Source organism: Pseudomonas sp. No.117 (genome assembly GCF_054558395.1).
Genome location: NZ_BAAJNP010000001.1, coordinates 209,564 through 230,489 on the forward strand (window position 1 = coordinate 209,564; position 20,926 = coordinate 230,489).

Annotated in this window: 14 protein-coding genes; 13 read left to right on the plus strand and 1 reads right to left on the minus strand. The window is 67.7% G+C overall.

Features of this window, described 5'->3' with window-relative positions:
• The first annotated feature begins 12 nt into the window (after nt 1–12).
• The 13 genes from ACYJP6_RS01000 (at nt 13) to ACYJP6_RS01060 (ending at nt 19,811) form a co-directional block, all read left to right on the plus strand.
• Nucleotides 13–1,290 (plus strand): hypothetical protein, encoded by a 1,278-nt coding sequence (locus ACYJP6_RS01000; protein ID WP_459472643.1) that lies wholly within the window; start codon nt 13–15, stop codon nt 1,288–1,290.
• Nucleotides 1,291–1,353: 63 nt separating this feature from the next.
• Entirely contained in the window at nt 1,354–2,625 is a 1,272-nt protein-coding gene (locus ACYJP6_RS01005) for a flippase (protein ID WP_459472645.1), read from the plus strand.
• 30 nt (nt 2,626–2,655) lie between these two features.
• Nucleotides 2,656–3,690, plus strand: coding sequence for a glycoside hydrolase family 5 protein (locus ACYJP6_RS01010; RefSeq protein WP_459473397.1), 1,035 nt, complete (start codon nt 2,656–2,658; stop codon nt 3,688–3,690).
• Nucleotides 3,691–3,975: 285 nt separating this feature from the next.
• Nucleotides 3,976–5,088, plus strand: a complete 1,113-nt coding sequence (locus ACYJP6_RS01015; protein ID WP_241808247.1) for a polysaccharide biosynthesis/export family protein — start codon at nt 3,976–3,978, stop codon at nt 5,086–5,088.
• Between the two features lie 363 nt (nt 5,089–5,451).
• Nucleotides 5,452–8,175 carry an endo alpha-1,4 polygalactosaminidase gene (locus ACYJP6_RS01020; RefSeq protein ID WP_459472647.1) on the plus strand — a complete coding sequence of 908 codons (2,724 nt, stop codon included), beginning with the start codon at nt 5,452–5,454 and terminating at the stop codon, nt 8,173–8,175.
• Entirely contained in the window at nt 8,156–11,752 is a 3,597-nt protein-coding gene (locus ACYJP6_RS01025) for a tetratricopeptide repeat protein (RefSeq protein ID WP_459472649.1), read from the plus strand. Before ACYJP6_RS01020 ends, ACYJP6_RS01025 begins: the two co-directional genes overlap by 20 nt.
• Nucleotides 11,753–11,774: 22 nt before the next feature.
• Nucleotides 11,775–12,290, plus strand: coding sequence for a penicillin-binding protein activator LpoB (locus ACYJP6_RS01030; protein ID WP_459472651.1), 516 nt, complete (start codon nt 11,775–11,777; stop codon nt 12,288–12,290).
• Complete coding sequence (locus ACYJP6_RS01035) at nt 12,290–13,663, plus strand: PelD GGDEF domain-containing protein (protein WP_459472652.1); 1,374 nt, start codon at nt 12,290–12,292, stop codon at nt 13,661–13,663. Before ACYJP6_RS01030 ends, ACYJP6_RS01035 begins: the two co-directional genes overlap by 1 nt.
• A complete protein-coding gene (locus tag ACYJP6_RS01040; RefSeq protein WP_459472653.1) occupies nt 13,641–14,630 on the plus strand; it encodes a tetratricopeptide repeat protein in 990 nt (329 codons plus the stop codon). Before ACYJP6_RS01035 ends, ACYJP6_RS01040 begins: the two co-directional genes overlap by 23 nt.
• Entirely contained in the window at nt 14,627–16,150 is a 1,524-nt protein-coding gene (gene pelF, locus ACYJP6_RS01045; RefSeq protein WP_459472654.1) for a GT4 family glycosyltransferase PelF, read from the plus strand. The genes ACYJP6_RS01040 and pelF overlap by 4 nt, the downstream gene beginning before the upstream one ends.
• A gap of 1 nt (nt 16,151) precedes the next feature.
• On the plus strand, nt 16,152–17,522 hold the full coding sequence (pelG, locus tag ACYJP6_RS01050; RefSeq protein WP_459472655.1) for an exopolysaccharide Pel transporter PelG: 1,371 nt from the start codon (nt 16,152–16,154) through the stop codon (nt 17,520–17,522).
• 80 nt (nt 17,523–17,602) lie between these two features.
• Nucleotides 17,603–18,214 (plus strand): hypothetical protein, encoded by a 612-nt coding sequence (locus tag ACYJP6_RS01055; RefSeq protein WP_459472657.1) that lies wholly within the window; start codon nt 17,603–17,605, stop codon nt 18,212–18,214.
• Between the two features lie 103 nt (nt 18,215–18,317).
• The gene (locus ACYJP6_RS01060; RefSeq protein WP_459472659.1) at nt 18,318–19,811 is read left to right on the plus strand and encodes an aldehyde dehydrogenase; all 1,494 of its coding nucleotides are present in this window, start codon (nt 18,318–18,320) and stop codon (nt 19,809–19,811) included.
• Between the two features lie 42 nt (nt 19,812–19,853).
• On the opposite strand, the gene ACYJP6_RS01065 is transcribed toward ACYJP6_RS01060, so the two are convergent.
• Nucleotides 19,854–20,906, minus strand: a complete 1,053-nt coding sequence (locus tag ACYJP6_RS01065) for a hypothetical protein (RefSeq protein ID WP_459472660.1) — start codon at nt 20,904–20,906, stop codon at nt 19,854–19,856.
• Nucleotides 20,907–20,926 lie beyond the last annotated feature (20 nt).

A 20,926-nucleotide genomic window follows, 5' to 3' on the forward strand; every position in this document is an offset into this window, starting at 1 on the left:
ATGGGTAGGTCTATGAGTATTCTTCGTAAAAGCACCGTTTCCTTCGTTCTCCTGATCCCGTTGCTGATCCTGCATCTGGACGTGTTCGGCGAAAGCCCGCACAACCCGGTCGGCATCCTCTACCTGAACGAGCTGTACCTGGCCATCTGCATGGCCTTCACCTTTTTCTACCTGCTGACCAGCATCGGTACCCAGCAGCGCGAATTCAAGATCCTGATGACCTACGCCGTCTATTCGTCGGTGGTCTTCATCGGCTTGCCGGCGATCTTCTCCTTCCTCTTCTACGGTCAGCCGCTGGTCTATGGCCTGATCGAGGAGCGGCGGATCCTGTTCAGCTTCGGCTTCGCCACCCTGATGTTCCTCGGTCGCAACATGAGCGCCTCGCAATTCGAGAAGGCCCTGCTGATCACCGCCCTGCTGGCGGCGGTCATGGCCTGGATGTTCAAGTTCGGCGTCCTGCCCGACCTGCGCGACAAGCAGTCCTCCTTCGACCGCCCCGACCGCTCCTCCATCGGGGCACCGGCGCTGTGCCTGGCCTACTTCTACTGCATCCAGACCTGGAACAAGGGCATCTCGCCGATCGATGGCTCGGCGCGCAACAAGACCATCCACATCGTGCTGGCCATGTTCTTCCTGCTGACCCTGGTGTTCGGTACCCAGACCCGGCAGCTGATCGTGCTGGCGCTGTGCTTCACCGTGTTCTGCCTGAAGAGCAAGTCGATCGTCTGGATCTGCGTGGCCGGACTGCTGGTGTCGCCCTTCTTCATCTTCCCCGACCTGATGAAGGTGCTCGGGCTGAACGTGGACTTCTACGCCCAGTCGGTGCAGGACGGTCCCACCGACGGCGTGCGCGAGCAGACCCTCGGCTACATCTTCTCCCACCTCAGCCAGAACCACTGGCTGCCCAGCGGCTCGCTGTCGCTGATGTGGAACAACGGCTTCATCCCCTATTTCGGCGAGTACTTCTTCCTCTCCGACGTGGGCGTGTTCGGCACCCTGTTCCGCTTCGGCTTCCTGTCCTTCATCATCATCCCGGTCTCGCTGTTCCTCTACTATCGCTGGGCGAAGATGCTGCACCCCGATACCGGTTTCGTGGTGACCGCGACCCTGGCCCAGCTGGTGATCTGGCCGCTGGCCGGGTTCTTCGAGTATCTCCAGGCCACCATCTGCTATCTGATGGTCATCCAGGCCCTGCGCGCGCTGCATGACTATCGGTCCGCGCCGGCCAAGGAGACCTACGTCAGCAGCCCCTATCCGCGCCCGAGCAGCCCGCTGGCTCGCCCGGCCTGATCCCTCGTGCTCCCGCGCTCGTCCTGACGGGCGCGGGAGCCCCATGGAGTGTTCACCCCTACGATGTCGATGATCAAAAACAGCACCTGGAACATCCTGGGTGTCGTCATTCCAAGCGCCATCGCCCTGCCCACCATGGGCGTGCTGTCGCGCCTGCTGGGGGTCGAGCAGTTCGGCCTCTTCACCCTGGCCTTCGCCATCGTCGGCTATGCGACGCTGTTCGATGCCGGTCTCTCGCGGGCAGTGATCCGCGCCGTCGCCATGCACCATGGTGACAAGGGCCTCAACCGGCTGGTCATGGGCACCGCCACCGGCGCGGTGATCGGCCTGAGCCTGGTGGCGACCCTGCTGCTGTGGTTCGGCGCGGGCAAGGTGGTAAGCCTGCTGCACGTCTCGCCCGAGCATTTCGACAATGCCGTGGCCGGCTTCCGCTGGCTGAGCCTGTGCGTGCCGCCCTTCCTGCTGGCGACGGTCTGGTTCGCCTACCTCGAAGGCAATGAGCGCTTCGGTGAATTCAATATCCTGCGTACCTTCTCCAACAGCCTGCTGGCCATCGCCCCGCTGATCGCGGTGCTGATCGAGCCCAGCTTCTCCGCCACGGTGATCGGCCTGGTGCTGGCGCGGATCGTCTCCATGGCGCTGGCCTACTGGCCGCTGCACAAGGACTTTCCGGAAGGCATCCGTACCTTCAAGGTCGAGGTGTTCAAGGAGCTGCTGAAGTTCGGCAGCTGGATGACCGTGAGCAACATCATCAGTCCGCTGATGGTGTACTTCGACCGCTTCGTCCTCTCGCACATGGTCGGCGCCAGCCGCGTGTCCTTCTACACCGCGCCCGCCGAAGCCGTGTCGCGGATGCTGATCATCCCCAATGCCGTGGCCCGGGTGGTCTTCCCGCTGCTGAGCAAGAGCGGCGAGGACGCTGCGCGCCAGGCCAACAAGGCCTTCTGGGGCCTGCTGCTGATCAGCCTGGCGATGGTGTTGCCGATCCTGATCCTCGCGCCCTGGATCATGACCGTGTGGATGGGCCCCGAGTACGGTGGCGACGCGGCGCAGATCCTGCGCATCCTGGTGGTCGGCTTCATCTTCAACGCCCTGGCGCAGATCCCCTTCGCCAAGATCCAGGCCCGGGGGCATTCGCGCACCACGGCGATGATCCACCTGGCCGAGCTGCTGCCCTACCTGGGCCTGCTGGTGGTCTGCATCCAGCATTTCTCCATCATGGGCGCCGCCATCGCCTGGACGATCCGGGTGACCGTGGATTACCTGGCCCTGGAATTCTTCGCGCGGCGCACCCCGCCGCTGCAACCTGCCCCCGTTTATCAACAGAGCTCCTGAATGGAACCCGAGGTGCTGCCCGTGTCATCAGTGAAACGTCGTATCGGTCGTGGCCTGCTGGCCACCGCATTACTGTCCGCGGCGCTTTTCGGCAAGGCTCAGGCAGAGCCTGCGGCAGCCAAGGTGGACCTCATCGGCATCAACCTGTCGGCCGCCGGTTTCGCCGGCCAGGTACTGCCGGGGGTGGAAGGCACCAACTACTTCTATCCCACCGAGGACTACTTCCGCCGCTACAGCGCCAAGGGCATCCGCTTCATCCGTTTCCCCTTCCTCTGGGAGCGGGTACAGCCGCAACTCGGTGGCGAACTGGACGCGGCGCAGGTCGCCCTGCTCAAGCGCACCCTGGATTTCGCCGACCAGTACGGGATGAAGGTGATCCTGGACCTGCACAACTACGCGCGCTACCGCGGCCAGTTGATCGGCTCGTACCAGGTGTCCTACGCCAGCTACGCCGACGTCTGGAAGCGCCTGGCGACGACCTTCCAGAACCATCCGGCGCTGTACGGCTACGATGTCATGAACGAACCCCATGACACCCAGGGGCTCTGGCCCAAGGCGGCGCAGACGGCGGTGGACAGCATCCGTACCGTCGACATGCGCACGCCGATCTTCATCGAAGGCGACAGCTGGGCCAGTGCCCAGCGCTGGCCCCAGGTGAACGGCGACCTGCTGATCAAGGATCCGGCGAACAACCTGATCTACGAGGCCCACATCTACTTCGACGCGGACTCCAGCGGCAACTACGCCACCGGCATGAAGGGCGTCCATCCCATGATCGGTGTGGAACGCACCAAGCCCTTCATCGAGTGGCTGAAAAAGCACGATTTGCGCGGATTCATTGGCGAATATGGGATACCTGCACACCCGGAATGGCTGGAAGCCATGGACAATCTGCTCAGCTATCTGGGCGAGCAGTGCGTGCCGAGCGCCTACTGGGCCGCCGGGCCGGGCTGGGGAGACTATCCGCTAGCCATCGAGCCGAAGGGCGGTGGTGAAAAGCCCCAGGTAGCCTTGCTGGAAAAGCACCTGCAAAAACATGACTGCACGGTCATAGGACCGCGCTAGCGGAGATACGACAGATTTCGAACGGCGTCACCTTTTTCGCCTGCCGGCGCGCTGAACTCGATGGCTAAAGGCCAGTCTCAGACCAGCAGACTCAAGTGCCCGTACCGCTCCACGATGAGGCCTCGAGTTCACTCGCGTACCGGACAGGCTAGCCGCTTGGAACCCGGCCCACTGCCACGGGCCGCTACGTCTTGCGAAGGAACACCATGAATAACCGGCTCGTTGCATCTGCCCTCCGATTTATTCCTCTTGCTTACACTCAATCAGCAATCAAGGACGAATGACATGAAAACCAAATTTACCGCGCTGGCCTTGCTGTCTGGCATCGTCCTCCAGGGTTGTGCCTACTCCCCGGGTCAGTACCTGGACCAGGACGACCTCAAGAGCGACCCGAGCATCCAGGGCACCAAGGTCCAGCTGATCCCGATCACCAGCTCGCTGCTGATGAGCCAGGATTCCGCGGCCCTGTCCAAGGCACCCGACCTCAAGCCCCTGTTGGACTACAAGCCGCAGGCCTACCGCGTCGGCGCGAGCGACCTGCTCTACATCACCGTCTGGGATCACCCCGAGCTGACCGCCCCGTCCGGCGCCCAGCAGCAGCTGGAAGCCAACGGTCGCCTGGTGCGCCCGGATGGCACCCTGTTCTACCCCTACGTCGGCACCGTACGCGCCGCCGGCAAGACCCTGGAAGAGATCCGTACCGACATCTCCCGTCGCCTGGCCACCTTCATCGACAATCCCCAGGTCGATGTCAGCGTGCTCAAGTTCGGTAGCCAGAAGGTCACCATCTCCGGCGCCGTGAACAAGGGCGACGCCATCCCGCTGACCACCAAGCCCATCACCCTGGTGGAAGCCCTGGGCCAGGCCGGCGTGGCCAACACCGGCGGTGCCGACCTGACCGGCGTGACCCTGGTGCGCGACGGCAAGGAATATCGCCTGGATACCGACAGCCTGAACCGCAAGGATTCCAAGCTGTACGGCATCTACCTGAAGGACGGCGACAGCCTCCACCTGCCCTACAACGATGCCCGCAAGGTCTACGTGGTCGGTGAAGTCCGCGCCCCGGCAGCGGTCAGCTACAAGATCACCAACCTGAACCTGATGGAGGCCCTGAGCCAGGCCGGTGGCATCCAGCAGGAAACCGCCAACGCCGATGCTGTCTACGTCATCCGCGGTCCGGAAGACCTGAAGGCCCCGGGTGCCACCGCCCAGGTCTTCCACCTGGCGGCCAAGAACCCCACCGCCTATGTGCTGGCGCAGAACTTCCATCTGCAGCCGCAGGACGTGGTGTTCGTCGGCCCGGCCGGTATCACCCGCTGGAACCGCTTCGTCAGCCAACTGCTGGGTTCCACCAACATCCTCTCCACCAGCGCCAACCTGAACAGCAGCTTCAAGTAAGGCCGGTGCTTGCCGTCATGCCGGTTTCCGCCGCGCATGACGGCAATTCCTCTGACTTTTTTCTGCGTTCCTGCTCCGCCCTCCCCGCTCGACCCCTCCCCGCCTGAAATCCTGAAACCCGCCAACTAGACGTTTTCTCAGGCAAGTCATTAGTTATCCCGATACCTATTGATCCCTTTATCACTGCCGCTCGGCTTGACGCGGGCAGTTTTTCGTCACGCTTTTGCATAATGTAGCTACCCTGATACCGAAGTCAGGCAGCAGTAAGGACCGGGTGTGGCGGCAGGCAAGGCAACAAGGGCAGGATCCCGTTTCGGTTGGTGGCGCAAACTGACCGTCTGGCTACTGGGCTATGTGTCGTTCATGGGAACGGCCCTGGCCGCACCCGCCAGCGTCGCGTTCTGGTACGCGGAAAAGCCACCGGTGGCCGAGCTCGCCCAGTTCGACTGGGTGGTGCTCGAACCCGGCCATGCCACCGCTGCCGATGTCCACACCCTGCGCGAAGGCGGGGCCCAGCCCTTCGCCTACCTGTCCATCGGCGAATTCGCCGGCGACGCGGCGGCGCTGGAGAAGGCCGGCCTCAGCGCGGGGGCCAGCCCGGTGGCCAACCAGGCCTGGGGCAGCCAGGTGATGAATCTGGCCGCGCCGGTCTGGCGCGCCCATCTGCTCGAACGCGCCGCCCAGCTGGCCAAGGCCGGATACACGGGGCTGTTCCTCGATACCCTCGACAGCTTCCAGCTGGTGGCCGAAGACCAGCGGGAGGCGCAGCGCCTGGCGCTGAAGAGCCTGCTGGCTGAACTGCACCGCCGCCAGCCTTCGCTCAAGCTGTTCTTCAACCGCGGCTTCGAGGTGCAACCGGAGTTGCCGGGCGTCGCCGCGGCCATGGCGGTGGAGTCGATCTACGCGGGCTGGGATGCCAGCAAGAAAACCTATCGGCCGGTCAGTGCCCAGGACCGCGAGTGGCTGCAGCCGCGGATCGCGGCGGCGCGCAGTGCCGGCATCCCGGTCATCGCCATCGAATACCTGCCGCCGGAGCAGCGCGAGGAGGCCCAGCGGCTGGCCAAGCGGCTGCGCGATGAAGGCTACGTGCCCTACATCACCACGCCCGATCTCAATACCCTGGGCATCAGCTCGGTGACCCTGCAGCCGCGCCGGCTGGCGCTGCTCTACGACGGGCGCGAGGGCGCGCTGCGGCAGTCCATGGTGCACCGCTTCCTGGGTAGCGTGCTGGAGTACCAGGGTTACCGCCTGGACTACTTCGATGCCGCCAAGCCGCTGCCCACCGCCTGGCCCGGCGCCCTCTACGCCGGTGTGGTGGTCTGGATGACCAGCGGGCCGCCACCCAACGCGCGGGAATTCAGCACCTGGATCGGCCAGCGCCTGACGGAAAAGACACCCCTGCTGATCCTCGGCGGCCTGCCGCTGGACAACGAAGCCCTGCTCAGGCGCCTGGGGCTTGGCGTCAGTCGCAAGCCGCTGCCCGACAACCTCACCCTCAAGGTGGCGGACCCGGCCCTGGCCGGCAACTTCGAGGCGCCGGTCAAGCTGCGGACCCGTGGCCTGCCCGCCGTGCAGACACTACCCGGCGGGCCGACGCCGGTGGTCAGCCTGGCCGGCCAGGGCGAGAGCTTCGTGCCCATGGGGGTGGCCCCCTGGGGCGGCTTCGCCTTCAGCCCCTACCTGATGGAAGACGGCCCCGAAGCCAGTCGCTGGATCATCGATCCCTTCGCCTTCACCGCCAAGGCCCTGCAGCTGCCGCCGCTACCGGTTCCGGATCCGACCACCGAGAACGGTCGCCGGATCGCCACGGTGCACATCGACGGTGACGCCTTCGCCTCCAAGGCGGAGCTGCCCGGCGCGCCCTTTTCCGGCCAGGTGGTGCTGGACCAGTTCATTCGGCCGCATCCCTTCCTCACCTCGGCGTCGATCATCGAGGGCGAGGTCGGCGCCAAGGGACGCTATCCGGAGCTGACCGCCCAGCTGGAGCCCATCGCCCGCCGGCTGTTCGCCGATCCCAAGGTGGAGGTGGCCACCCACACCTTCAGCCACCCGTTCTTCTGGCAACCCGCGGTGGCCGAACAGAGTGAGAACTTCGAGGCCCAGTACGGCTACATGATGCAGATCCCCGGCTACGACAAGGTGGATTTCACCCGGGAAGTGGTCGGCTCGACGCGCTACATCAACGAGCGCCTGACCACCCCGCAAAAGCCGGTGAAGCTGATCTTCTGGTCCGGTGACGCCCAGCCGGACGCCGCCACCCTCAAGCTCGCCTACGACGCCAGTCTGCTCAACGTGAACGGCGGCAACTCCCACATCACCCGGGCGCAGCCCTCGGTGAGCGGCCTCTATCCCTTCATCCGCCCGACGCCCGGCGGGCTGCAGTACTACGCGCCGATCATCAACGAGAATGTCTACACCAATCTCTGGCGCGGCCCCTACTACGGCTTTCGCGACCTGCTCTATACCTTCGAGCGGACCGAGCATCCGCGGCGCCTGCGTGGCCTGAATCTCTACTACCACTTCTACTCCGCCACCAAGCAGGCCTCGCTCAAGACGATGCAGGAGATCTACCAGGGCATGGCTGCCGAACGGCCGCTGTCGCTGTGGATGAGCGACTACGTGGCGCGGCTGCATGGCTTCTACGCCGCCAGTCTCGCCCGCCAGGAGGACGGCAGCTGGTCGATCAAAGCCCTCGACGGCCTGCGCACCCTGCGCCTGGATCCGCGCCTGGGCTGGCCGGACCTGCAGCGCTCGGCGGGCATCGCCGGGGTACGCGACCTGCCACAGGGGCGCTACGTCCACCTGGCCGGCGCCCAGGCGCGGCTGGTGCTGCGCGACAGTCGCGACGGCAGTCCCGCCCTCGAAGAGGCCAACATCCCGCTGCAACGGTGGGAATACCTGTCGCCGACGCGCATCCGCTTCGCCTTCGCCGGACAGTTTCCCCTGGAGATGACCCTGCGCGCGGCCGCGGCCTGCGAGGTTCGGGTTGGGCGCGAGCGTTACCAGGGCCAGCCGGGCACCGGCGGACTCTGGACGTTCAAACTTCCGCTGACACGGGTGAGTGACGGTGAGATCGTCTGCGGCTAAGAAAACCCGGCTCCTGAGTGCCTGGACACTGCTGGGGATCGCGCTCGTCACCGCCCTGGTGCTGGTGCTGACCTTCCACGGCAAGCAGGTGTTCCAGCCCGGCGAAGAACCGGCGGACCAGGTCTCCATCAGCTATGCCCAGGTGCTGCTCAAGGCCACCCCGGAGGATACCGGGCTGCGCATGAAGCTGATCGACCAGTTGATCGCCCTGGGCCGGATCGACGAGGCGCGGCGCCAGCTGCAACTGCTGCCGCAGCCGCTGGCCTCGACGCCCTTCTATGCCCTGGAAATGGACATCCTGCAGGCGGAAGCCAAGCCGGAGGGCCTGGCCGACGCCGAGCGCGAGCGCCTGGCGCAGCGGCTGAGCGCCCTGGACGTGGCCAGCCTCAGCACGCCCCAGTTGCAGCGCGTGGCCGAGCGGGCCCTGCAGCTGGCCGATCCGGCCACCGCGGCGCAGCGCTACGTCGAGCTGGCACGGCGGGATCCGCCACGCCGCCAGCAGTGGCTCGAACAGGCGGCGCGCTGGAGCCTGGCCGGCGGCCGCCAGCAGGAAGCCGCCCGCCTCTACCTGCGCCTGGCCGATCTCGCCGACTCGGCCGAGCAGCGCCAGGGCTACCGGCACCAGGCCTTCGACGCCTGGCTGGCCGCCGGCCAGGGTGCCGCCGCCGCCGCCCTGCTGGAGGAGGAACTGCCGCGCCTGCAAGCCGACGAGGGCGGCCTGGCCTGGCTGCAGGCCGGCGTCGCCGCCGCCCAGGGCAGTGGCCGGCTGGACTTGGCCCAGCGCCTCATCGACCGCTGGCGGCAATGGCAGCCGGACAATCCCGCCGCCCTGGAGGCCGCCTTCCGCCTGGCCCTGGCCAGCGGCGATACCCAGACCGCCTGGACGGACGGCCAGCAACTGCTGGCCCTGCGTCCAGATGACGAAGAGCTACTGGCCCAGCTGGCCCAGCTGGGCGAATGGACCGACCACGTGGACGAGGCCCTCGAGCTCTGGTTGCGCCTGCTCGCCCGGCAGGACGATCCCGCCCGCCGCGACCACGCCTGGAAGCTGGCGGCCCGCGCCTTTCGCTTCGATGCGGTGGTGGAGCTGCTGGGTGGCGCCGCCCAGGGGCGCCAGCTGGACAAGACCGAACTGGACGCGCTGATCTTCGCCTATGAGTCCCTCGGCGACCCCGCGGCCGAGGAACTCTGGTTGCGCGGCTATCTCAAGCGCCAGCCGAAACAGCGCCTGGCCTGGGAGCGCCTGCAGCAACTGCTGGCCCGCACCGAACAAGGACAAGCCCAAGCCGACGGCTGGGACGCCTTCGGCCAGCGCTTTCCCCTCACCACCGAGGAATACCTGGCCTGGGCCGGTGCCCTGTGGACGCTGTTCAAGCCGGAAGAGGCCTGGAGCGTGCTCGAACGCATGCCGGCCAAGCAGCGCCAGGGCGACGACTACTGGCGGCTGCGCGCCGAGCTGGCCTGGGAGCTGGAGCGCGACGCCGATTCGCAGCAGGCGCTCGAACGCCTGGCGGCGAGCGACAAGGGGCTCTCCGCCAGCGACGAGGACCGGCTGCTGGAGCTCTACCAGCGCACCGCGCCACGCAAGGCGCTGGCCCTGCTGGAAAAGAGCTGGGAGAAGGGCAAGGACCAGAATCGCCTGACCCAGGCCCTGCAATGGGCCGAGCAACTCAAGGACAGCGCGGCCCTGGAGCGCCTGCTGGCCAGTGCCGACCGGCAACCGGCCTCGGCTGGCAATGCCGCGGTCTGGCTGGCCCGGGCGGGTCTCGACTTCCAGCGCGGGCGCATCGCCCAGGCCGAAGCCGGCTATCGGCAGGCCCTGGAACGCTTCCCGGACGACGACCGCTTCCGTGAGCGGCTGCTGTGGCTGCTCATCGACCAGAATCGCCAGGTCGAGCTGGCCGCCCTGCTGCGCGACTGGAAGGGCCGCGCGCGGGACAGCGACGTGCTCTGGCTGCCCTTCGGCGGTGGCCTGGTGCTGCTGGGCCAGGCCGAGGAAGCCCTCGGCTGGTATCGCCGCTACCTGGACGCCCATCCCCAGGACTGGCTGATCCAGGCCGCCTATGCCGACGCCCTGGACGCCGCCGGCCACCAGGATGCCGCCCTGCGCCTGCGCAAGCTGGTGACGCCGCACCTGGCCAACGACGAGGTGCCGGCCACCCCCGAGCGCTATGCCACCTACCTGCGGCTGCTCGCCAGCCTGCGCGGGCCCCAGGCGGCCCTGGCCCAGGCACGCGCCTGGCAGGATGGCTCGCCGAGCATGCTGCAGCTGTGGTTCGACCAGTGGCTGGAGGCCCTCAGCCAGAACAACGACGACGGCCTCAAGGGCGAGTGGCTGGCCTGGGCCAAGAGCCGCGGGCTGAAGATCCGCCAGTACGAGCAGTTGCAGGAGGTCCTGCGCAAACAGAATCGCGGCGAGCTGGAGAAACTGCTGGCGGCCGGCGACCTGGATCCGGCGCAGCGTGTCGAGGTGTTGCAGCGCCTCGGCCACGCCGGCGACGCCCAGGCGGCGGCGCTGACCGCGGTCGGCGACGAGCCGCCGGAGGTGATCCAGCGCCAGTTGCTGCGCCAGGCCACCGAGCAGGCCGAGCGCACCCCCAACGGCGTCCACGCCGGCTGGGAGCGCCGCGACTATGGCGGCCTGGTCGAACAGGGCGCCGAGGTCCGCGCCGCGCGGCGCCTCGCCGACGACATCTATGCCGATGTCCAGCTCAAGCAGAACCGCCTGGAGGGCAACGGCTTGAAATCCGACGCCCTGGGCAACGAACACCAGATGCTGCTCAAGGTGCTCAAGGACCTCTCCGATGGCGGCCTGGAGACCACCGTGGACGCCAGCCAGCGCGCGGACAGCAATCGCGTCGGCCTGGGCATCGCCCGCACCTGGCGACTGGACGGCAACACCGAGATCGAGGCAGCGCTGGACTGGCATCGGCAACCGGACGAGAGCGGCTACCTGCGCGCCCTGGGCCGGCGTGACAGCGTCAGCCTGGCCGGACGCCATAACCTGACCCCGCGCGACCAACTGAGCTGGCGGGCGGCGCATAACCGCTATTCCAGCCGCGATGGCGATGACCTGGGCAGCGGCTTCGCCTTCAACCTGGAGCTGAGCCACCTGATCTTCTTCGAGGGCCCCACCTGGCAGGTGCGCAGCGGGGTGACCTACCAGCAGAACAAGGCGCGCAGCACCCTGCCCGACAGCGTCACCCGCTACCTGCAGCCCATTGTCGGCAGCGGCGAGAACGGCGAGATCACCGCCAGCGACCTCGAGGCGCTGGGCGGTACCCAGCTGCTGCAGGATCGCTACGGTCAGCTCTATGTCGGCAGCAGCTGGCGGCGCGGTATCCCCGGTTCGCTCAACCGCACCCGTCCCCAGTACACCTGGCTGGTGGACGCCCTGGTCGGCTGGCAGTGGACCGAGCGCGAATTCAACTACGGTTTGAATGTCGGCCTGGGCATGGCAGTGCTCGGCGACGACGAACTGGCGTTCATCGCCGGCTACCAGTCCGCGCCCCAGGGCAGCGGCGGGCAGGCCGGCAGCACCCTGGGCATTCAATACAGCAATCGAATCGGCCGCTAGGCCGCTTCAAGGGAGAGACCTCATGAACATCACGCGTCTGCTCGTCGCCAGTGTCGCCACCGTGCTCCTGGCCGGCTGCTCGAGCTTTACCCGGCCCAGTGGCGAGGCCCTGCCCAAGGATGCCCGCTGGGGCCTGGTGCCCCTGGCCAACTACGCCCAGGCGCCCATGGCCGGTGATCGCGCGGCGCAGATCCTGGTCAGCGTGCTCGGTGAGCGCGGCATCCGTCCGCAGGTCTACGACGACAGCCAGGGCGGCAATCCCACCGACGACGAGAAGGCCCGCCAGCGCGCGGCCCTGGACTGGGCCCGCCAGCAGAATCTGCAATACGTGCTCACCGGCAGCGTCGACGAGTGGCAGTACAAGAACGGCCTGGACGGCGAACCGGCGGTGGGCGTGACCCTCCAGGTGATCGACCCCGCCAGCGGCAAGGTCATCTGGAGCAACAGCGGCGCCCGGTCCGGCTGGTCGCGCGAGAGCCTGGCGGCCACCGCGCAGAAGGTCCTGCGCGGCACCGCGCAAGAGCTGCAGTTGCGCTGATGGCCCTGCAATCCGTCCACAAGGACTTCACCCTGGCGCCGCGCGCCAGTGGCCGCCTGTCCTGGCTGGAAACCCTGCTGGTCACGGCGGCCGCCCTGGGCCTGGGCTTCTGGCTGGTGCCGGAAGACCCGCTGATGGTCGGCCTGGCCTTTCCCTGGGTGGTCTTCGCGCCCATCCTCATGGGGGTGCGCTATGGCTTCATGCGCGGGCTGGTGAGTGCCGCCCTGCTGGTGGCGGCCCTGCTCTATCTGCATCGCCAGGGCTATCCGGCCTATGAGGAGATCCCGCCCTCCTTCATCGTCGGCGTGCTGCTCAGCGCCATGCTGGTGGGCGAATTCCGCGATATCTGGGACCGGCGCCTGGAGCGCCTGGACCTGGCCAACGACTATCGCCAGCTGCGCCTGGACGAATTCACCCGCGCGCACCATCTGCTGCGCATCTCCCACGACCGCCTGGAGCAGCGCGTCGCCGGCAACGACCTCAGCCTGCGCAGCTCCCTGCTGGACCTGCGTCGCCAACTGCGCGAGGTACCCCGCGAGCAGGATGCGCTGCAGGCCCTGGCCGAGCCCATCGTCGGCCTGCTGACCCAGTACGGTTCGCTGCGGGTAGCGGGATTGTACCGCGTCGACGCCAATAGCCGGGTGGACCGCCGTGCCCTGGCCAGCCAGGGGGAGATGCCCGGCATAGATCCGGACGACCTGCTGGTGCGCCTGACCCTGGAGCGTGGCGAGACCCTGAGCATCCGCCAGGCGCTGCTGGAACGCGGCGAGACCCAGCACTCGGCGCTGCAGGCCTGCGTACCGCTGCTGGATACCGAGGAGCGGCTGCTGGCGGTGCTGGCCGTCGAGCAGATGCCCTTCTTCTCCTTCAACGAGCGCACCCTCAACCTGCTGACCATCCTCGCCGGCCACATCGCCGACCTGCTGGGCAGCGATCCCCAGGCCCTGACCCTGGCCGACGACGACGCCCAGCAATTCTCCCAGCACCTCAAGCGTTCCCTGCGCGACGCCCAGCAACATGCCCTGCCCGCCTGCCTGTTCTGCTTCGAGATGACCGAGGCCGCGGGCGCCGAGCGCGCCCTGGCGCTGCTGGAAGGCAGTCGCCGCGGTCTCGACCTGCAACTGCGCCTGACCAATGGCGCCGGCCATGCCTGCCTGCTGGTGCTCCTGCCGCTGACCTCCTCCGACGGCCTGGAAGGCTATCGCCGGCGCCTGCGCCAGCTGCTGGCCGAGCGCTACGGCCAGGACAGCACCCTGGAGGGCCTGGGCGTGCGCAGCCACGAGCACGAGCTGCTGCCCAAGACCCGCGCCCAGGAGCTGCGCGTCTTCCTGTTCAACGAGTGTGGCCTGCATGAACAGCAAGTGGCTGTTTAGCGGCGCCTTCGCCTTCGAGGCCAGCAGCTGGGCGCTCCTGTTCGCCAACCTGCCGGTGGCGGCCGCCGCCCTGGCCTTCGCCACCGCCCATGCGGCCGGCAGTGCCCTGCTGGCCGGCGGTGCCTGGCTGCTGCTGCCCCGGCGCTACCAGCGACCGCTGCCCTGGAGCCCGCTGTTCCTCTTCGCCCTGGCCTTCTTCATCCCGCTGGTGGGCGCGGCCGGAGTGATCGCCGCGGTCTTCCCGGCGCTCTACCTGCCGCGCAAGAGACGCGAGATCGCCTGGGAGGCGCGCAGCGTACCGAACCTGCCGTTCCGCCCGCTGGAGCGCCGCGAGGAGATGCTGTTCAGCGACGGCGGCCTGCAGGACGTGCTGCGCCACGCGCCCAGCACCGACAAGCGGCTGACCGCCCTGTTCGCCACCCGCCGCATGCCGGGGCGCGACGCCATCCCCATCCTCAAGCTGGCCCTGCGCGATCCGGCCGACGACGTGCGACTGCTCGCCTATTCGATGCTCGACCAGCAGGAAAGCCAGATCAACCAGCGCATCGAGACCCAGCTCGGCGAGCTGGCCAGCACGCCGGCGGAGCGCCAGCCGGCGCTGCACGGCACCCTGGCCCGCGGCTACTGGGAACTGGCCTACCTGGGCCTGGCCCAGGGCAGCGTCCTGCGCCACGTGCTCGGCCAGGCCCGCGAACACATCGAACTGGCCCTGGCCGGCGAGGAGAACGACGAGCTGCGCATCCTGGCCGGGCGTATCGCCCTCGAGCAGGGCGAGCCGGAGCGGGCCCTGGAGTTCTTCCAGGCGGCCGAGGCGGCCGGCGTGCCACCGGCCCAGCTGGCGCCCTTCCGCGCCGAGATCGCCTTCCTGCGCCGTGATTACACGGTCATCCCGGCGCTGCTCGACAGCCTGCCGGCGGATCTGAAGAAGCGGCCGCCGTTTGCCGCCCTGGTGAAGTACTGGTTATGAAAGACGCCCCTGCCGCCACCGTCACCCCCGATGTCTGCCTGCTGCTGGAGGGCACCTGGCCCTATGTGCGCGGCGGGGTGTCGAGTTGGGTCAACCAGCTGATCCTCGGCCTGCCGGAGCTGACCTTCTCGGTGTTCTTCATCGGCGGCCAGCGCGAGAACTACGAGAAGCGCCACTACACCATCCCGCCCAACGTGGTGCACATCGAGGAACACTTCCTCGCCGGCTCCTGGGTACCCAAGGCCGCGCCCATCAGCCCGCGGCGGCAGGCACCGGTGCAGCTGCTGCGCGACCTGCACGCCTTCCTCCACCACCCCGACGAACCCAGCGCCGCCCAGGGCGACGCCCTGGTGGACGCCTTCGCCCAGGGCAGCGTGACCCTGGACGACTTCATGTACAGCCGTGCCAGCTGGGAGGCCATCACTGAGGGTTACGAGCGCTATTGCACCGACCCCTCCTTCGTCGACTACCTCTGGACCCTGCGCGCCATGCAGGCGCCCTTGCTGATGCTGGCCGAGGCCGCCCGCCGCCTGCCCCGTCCGCGGATGATCCACTCCATCTCCACCGGCTACGCCGGCATGCTCGGCGCCATCCTGCAACGGCGCTGGGGCTGCAACTTCCTGCTCAGCGAGCACGGCATCTACACCAAGGAGCGCAAGATCGACCTGGCCCAGGCCAAGTGGATCGCCGAAGGCCCGGACGAGGCCCTGCGCACCGGCCTGGACGTGGACGTCAGCTACATTCGCCGGCTGTGGATCCGCTTCTTCGAACGCATCGGCCTGCTCACCTACAAGGCCGCCAACCCGATCATATCGCTCTACGACGGCAATCGCCGCCGGCAGATCCAGGACGGCGCCGATCCGACGCGCTGCCGGGTGATCCCCAACGGCATCAGCCTCACCCAGTGGCAGGACGCCCTGGAGCGGCGCCCCGAGGGCGTGCCGCCGGTGGTCGGGCTGCTCGGCCGGGTGGTGCCGATCAAGGACGTCAAGACCTTCATCCGCGCCATGCGCGGGGTGATCAGCGCCATGCCCGAGGCCGAGGCCTGGGTGGTCGGCCCCGAGGACGAAGACGAGGAATACGCCGCCGAATGCCATAGCCTGGTCACCAGCCTGGGCCTGGACGGCAAGGTCAAATTCCTCGGTTTCCAGAAGATCGGCGACATCCTGCCCAAGCTCGGGCTGATGGTGCTGACCTCCATCAGCGAGGCCCAGCCACTGGTGATCCTCGAAGGCTGGGCCGCCGGGGTGCCGGTGGTGAGCAGCGACGTCGGCTCCTGCCGCGAACTGATCGAAGGCTCGACGCCCGAGGACCGCGCCCTGGGCACCGGCGGCAGCGTGGTCGCCATCGCCGATCCCCAGGCCACCGCCCGCGCCATCCTCGCCCTGCTGCGCAACCCTGGCCGCTGGCAGGCCGCGCAACGCACTGGCCTCGCCCGGGTCAATCGCTACTACACCGAGCCGCTGATGCTGGAACGCTATCGCGAGCTCTACCAGGATGCCATCGGGGGGATCGTCTGACATGGCCGGCATCGGCTTCGAACTGCGCAAGATCCTCGCGCGCGACTCCTACACCGCCACCCTGCGCGCCTACGTCTACGCCGGCCTGATCAGCTCCGGCCCCTGGGTGCTGTCGATCATCAGCGTCATGCTGATCGGCGTGCTGGCCACCGGCATCGTCACCCCCAGCGTGCTGATCCGCCAGTTCCTGGTCACGGTGACCTACCTCATGGCCAGCTCGCTGATCCTCACCGGCGGCCTGCAGCTGTACTTCACCCGCTTCGTCTCCGACCGGCTGTTCGAGGAAAAGCAGGCCAGCATCCTGCCCAACCTGGTAGGCATCCTGCTCCTGGTCACCCTGGTGGCCGGCGGACTGGGCTTTTTGCTGCTGGCCACGCTGTTCGACCAGCCGTTCGCCTACCGGCTGCTGGTGCTGGCCAACTTCGTCACCCTCTGCGACCTCTGGCTGGTGATCATCTTCCTGTCCGGGATGAAGGCCTACAATCGCATCCTGGTGGTAATGACGCTGGGCTACGCCATCATGATCGCCGCGGCCTTCGTGCTGCGCTTCCTCGGCATGAACGGCCTGCTGATGGCCCTGCTGCTGGGTCATGCCGCCCTGCTGTTCATGTTCCTCTACGACATCATCCGCGAGTACCCGGCCGAGCGCCTGGTGGCCTTCGACTTCCTCGACCGCAAGCAGATCTTCGTCAGCCTGCTGGTGACGGGGCTCTTCTACAACCTGGGCATCTGGGTCGACAAATTCGTCTTCTGGTTCGATCCCCTGACCTCCGACGCCGTCATCGGCCCGCTGCGCGCCTCCATCCTCTACGACCTGCCGATCTTCCTCGCCTACCTCGCCATCATCCCCGGCATGGCGGTGTTCCTGGTGCGCATCGAGACCGACTTCGCCGAATGGTACGAACGGGTGTTCAACGCGGTCCGCGGTGGCGAGACCCTGCAGCACATCGGCCAGCTCAAGGAACAGATGATCCTGGCCATCCGCCAGGGCCTGCTGGAGATCTGCAAGGTCCAGGGCCTGACCCTGGTGCTGGTGTTCCTGCTGGCTCCGCAGCTGCTGGCCTGGCTCGGCATGTCGCACTACTACCTGCCGCTGTTCTACATCGACGTGGTGGGGGTGAGCATCCAGGTGGTGTTCATGGCGCTGCTCAACGTCTTCTTCTACCTCGACCGACGCGACACCGTGCTGATGCTCTGCACCCTGTTCCTCGGCCTCAACCTGGCGCTGACCCTGCTGAGCATCGAGCTGGGCCCGAGCTTCTTCGGCTACGGCTTCACCGTCTCCCTGGCCTGTTGCGTGCTGCTCGGCCTGCACCGCCTGGACCGGGTGCTGGACGACCTGGAATACGACACCTTCATGCTGCGGCACTGAGGGCCGCCGGCACCGGACGAACGGTGTGACCCGGCTCGGGTGGGAACGTCCAAAGCAGCTCATCCCTGCAGGACCCTGCCATGAATACCGCCGCCTTGCGCCTCGTGATCCAGACCACCCAGGTGCGCGCTCGGGACAGTGGCGAGGCCAGCCGCACCTTCGCCGACCAGGCGGCGCGCACCGCGGCCGACGGCGCCAGCCGCGGCCCGGCGCTGGAGCGCTTCGCCAGCGCCTACGTCGACAAGGTGCCCGACGCCCTCGACGCCCTGCTGCAGCAGGCGCGGGCGGTGGCCTTCGAGGCGCCCCTGGCGGGGGTGCTGGAACGTGCCCTGGCCGGTTTCGCCCCAGCCGCCCTGGCCCAGGCACCCTCCGCCAGCCTGGCGCTGCTCGCCGCCGCCTACCGCGTCCATCGCCTGCTCGACGGCCTGCAGGACAGATTCGCCGCCTGGTGGGGCGCGGCCCGTGCGCCGGCGACCCCCAGCCTGGGCAATCTCATCGCCCATCAGGTGCTGGGCCAGCTCACCGTCGCGGCGCTGGAAGATGCGGTGGACGGCTGGCTCGACGACCTGGACGCCAGCGTCGAGCCGCCCCTGACCCGCCAGTGCTTCCAGCCACGCCAGGGCCGCGCGCCCCTCGCGGGCGTGCCCAGCGCCCTGACGCGGAGTCGCCAACGGCAACGCAGCGTTCGATAAAACGCACGTTTCGCCGCTTTTGCCGGCCGAGTGTCAAATATATTGATAACCCTTCCAGCCCGGTTTAGGGTGGCTGCTCACCGCCATTAGCGAGGAGTCACCCATGAGCTTGCCCAGCCGCGCCGAGTGGGAGCAGCGCTTCCAAGGTCTCACCCTGGAAGGTCGCGCCTTCATCGACGGCGCCTATGTCGAAGCCCTCTCGGGCGCCACCTTCGATTGCCTGAGCCCGGTGGACGGGCGCTTCCTCGCCAAGGTCGCCAGCTGTGACGCCGCCGACGCCGACCTGGCCGTGGCCGCTGCCCGCGCCGCCTTCCAGCAAGGCACCTGGGCGCACCTGGCCCCGGCCCAGCGCAAGCGCGTGCTGATCCGCTTCGCCGACCTGCTGCTGGCCAATGCCGAGGAGCTGGCGCTGCTGGAAACCCTGGACATGGGCAAGCCCATCGCCGACTCCTTCGGCATCGACGTGCCCGGCTCGGCCAACGCCATCCGCTGGAGCGCCGAGGCCATCGACAAGCTCTACGACGAAGTCGCGCCCACGCCCCACGACCAACTGGGCCTGGTCACCCGCGAACCGGTCGGCGTGGTCGCCGCCGTGGTGCCCTGGAACTTCCCGCTGATGATGGCCTGCTGGAAACTCGGCCCGGCCCTGGCCACCGGCAACTCGGTGGTGCTCAAGCCCTCGGAAAAATCGCCGCTGACCGCCATCCGCGTCGCCCAGCTGGCGCAGCAGGCCGGCATTCCCGCCGGCGTGTTCAACGTGCTGCCGGGCTATGGCCACACCGTCGGCAAGGCCCTGGGCCTGCACCCCGACGTCGACACCATCGTCTTCACCGGCTCCACCCGGGTGGCCAAGCAACTGCTGGCCTATTCCGGCGAATCCAACATGAAGCGGGTCTGGCTGGAGGCGGGTGGCAAGAGCCCCAACATCGTCTTCGCCGACGCCCCCGACCTCGAGGACGCCGCGGCGGCCGCCGCCAGCGGCATCGCCTTCAACCAGGGCGAGGTCTGCACCGCCGGCTCGCGCCTGCTGGTGGAACGCTCCATCAAGGACCAATTCCTGCCGCTGGTGATCGAGGCCCTCAAGGGCTGGAAGCCCGGCCATGCCCTGGAGCCCGAGACCAACGTCGGCGCCCTAGTGGACACCACCCAGCTGGAGACCGTGCTGCGCTACATCGAGGCCGGCCATGCCGAAGGCGCCACCCTGGTGGCCGGAGGCAAGCGCACCCTGGAAGAGACCGGTGGCGTCTATGTCGAGCCGACCATCTTCGACGGCGTCAGCAACGCCATGAAGATCGCCCGGGAAGAGATCTTCGGCCCGGTGCTCTCGGTGATCACCTTCGACACCGCCGAGGAAGCCGTGCAGATCGCCAACGACACCCAATACGGCCTGGCCGCCGCGGTCTGGACCCGCGACATCTCCAAGGCCCACAAAACCGCCCGCGCCCTGCGCGCCGGCAGCGTCTGGGTCAACCAGTACGACGGCGGCGACATGACCGCACCCTTCGGCGGCTTCAAGCAGTCCGGCAACGGCCGCGACAAGTCCCTGCACGCCTTCGACAAGTACACCGAGCTCAAGGCGACCTGGATCAAGCTGTAAGCCCTCGGCAGGCTGGCCCGGCCAGGGCCAGCCTCCGGCCGTTCAGCGCTGGTAGACCGTCGCCTGGTTGCCGAAGCCGCTCTGGTTGATCCGCGCCGTGGAGCCTACCTGGTCGATCACCGCCGAGTTGGCATCGCCGGTCTGGCCGATGAAGGCGCTGGCGCCGGTGAAGCTGTCCGGTACCGTGTTCTGGGTGATGGATACCAGGTTGCCGTTACCCTGCTGCTGGATCTCGGCGCCTACCTCGAAGCCGTCCTGCAGGAAGACCGCCCGGTTGCCGTCACCCGTGCTGGTGCCGGCGATCCGCGCCTCCAGTCCGGCTTGGGTCGCGCTCAGCTGGTTGTCATTGCCCTGCTGAGTGAAGGTCAGATCGCTGAAGCCGGCGCGCTGCGACAGGCTCGCCTGGTTGCCGTTCCCCGCCTGGGTCAGCGCCAGCGCGCTGCGGTAGCGACTGGTCTGCTGCTCCGCCGCCGCGCCATTGCCATCGCCACGCTGCTGCAAGCTGGCCGTGCCCCCGGCGAAGGAGACGTTCTGGGTCAGCTGCAAGACGTTACCGTTGCCGACCTGCACCACCTCCGCCAGCCCGCCACTGCGCTGCTCCACCGTCAGGCGGTTGGCATCGCCCGTGGTGGTCGCGCGCAACTCGTTGCCGCCGAAACCCAGCTGGCGCACGCTGTAGACGTTGAGATCGCCCGCCTGGCTCAGATAGGCCGAGGCCGCATTGCCCGACTGCTCCAGCTCCAGAGTATTCCCGGCGCCGCCACCAGTCTGCACGATCTCGGCGAGATGGTTGCCATTGTCCAGCTGGCTGACCCTGACCTGCTGGCCGCTGCCCTCCTGAAGGATCTGCAGGCTATTGCCGCTGGACGCCTGTTTGACAAGCGCCTGGGCACCGAACGCCTGGCGCTGCTCGACGCTGGCGCGATTGCCAGCGCCACTCTGTACCTGCTCGATGGTGCTGGCGCGCCCGCCGCTCTGATTCAGGGTGGCCTGGTTGTCGTTGCCGGTCTGGGTCAGGGTGGTGGTTTGCTCGACGGCCAAGGCCGACAGGGTGAGGCCGGCGAGCACGGCCGCCAGCAGGGTATGGGTCTTCATGACAGTCTTCCGCTCCGGTG

Bases quoted from the DNA above. Each gene is read 5' to 3' on its own strand.
- pelG (WP_459472655.1), top strand. From the start codon at position 16,152: ATGGCCGGCATCGGCTTCGAACTGCGCAAGATCCTCGCGCGCGACTCC.
- ACYJP6_RS01015 (WP_241808247.1), top strand. From the start codon at position 3,976: ATGAAAACCAAATTTACCGCGCTGGCCTTGCTGTCTGGCATCGTCCTC.
- ACYJP6_RS01020 (WP_459472647.1), top strand. From the start codon at position 5,452: ATGGGAACGGCCCTGGCCGCACCCGCCAGCGTCGCGTTCTGGTACGCG.
- ACYJP6_RS01000 (WP_459472643.1), top strand. From the start codon at position 13: ATGAGTATTCTTCGTAAAAGCACCGTTTCCTTCGTTCTCCTGATCCCG.
- ACYJP6_RS01005 (WP_459472645.1), top strand. From the start codon at position 1,354: ATGTCGATGATCAAAAACAGCACCTGGAACATCCTGGGTGTCGTCATT.
- pelF (WP_459472654.1), top strand. From the start codon at position 14,627: ATGAAAGACGCCCCTGCCGCCACCGTCACCCCCGATGTCTGCCTGCTG.
- ACYJP6_RS01065 (WP_459472660.1), bottom strand. From the start codon at position 20,906: ATGAAGACCCATACCCTGCTGGCGGCCGTGCTCGCCGGCCTCACCCTG.
- ACYJP6_RS01040 (WP_459472653.1), top strand. From the start codon at position 13,641: ATGAACAGCAAGTGGCTGTTTAGCGGCGCCTTCGCCTTCGAGGCCAGC.
- ACYJP6_RS01030 (WP_459472651.1), top strand. From the start codon at position 11,775: ATGAACATCACGCGTCTGCTCGTCGCCAGTGTCGCCACCGTGCTCCTG.
- ACYJP6_RS01060 (WP_459472659.1), top strand. From the start codon at position 18,318: ATGAGCTTGCCCAGCCGCGCCGAGTGGGAGCAGCGCTTCCAAGGTCTC.
- ACYJP6_RS01055 (WP_459472657.1), top strand. From the start codon at position 17,603: ATGAATACCGCCGCCTTGCGCCTCGTGATCCAGACCACCCAGGTGCGC.
- ACYJP6_RS01035 (WP_459472652.1), top strand. From the start codon at position 12,290: ATGGCCCTGCAATCCGTCCACAAGGACTTCACCCTGGCGCCGCGCGCC.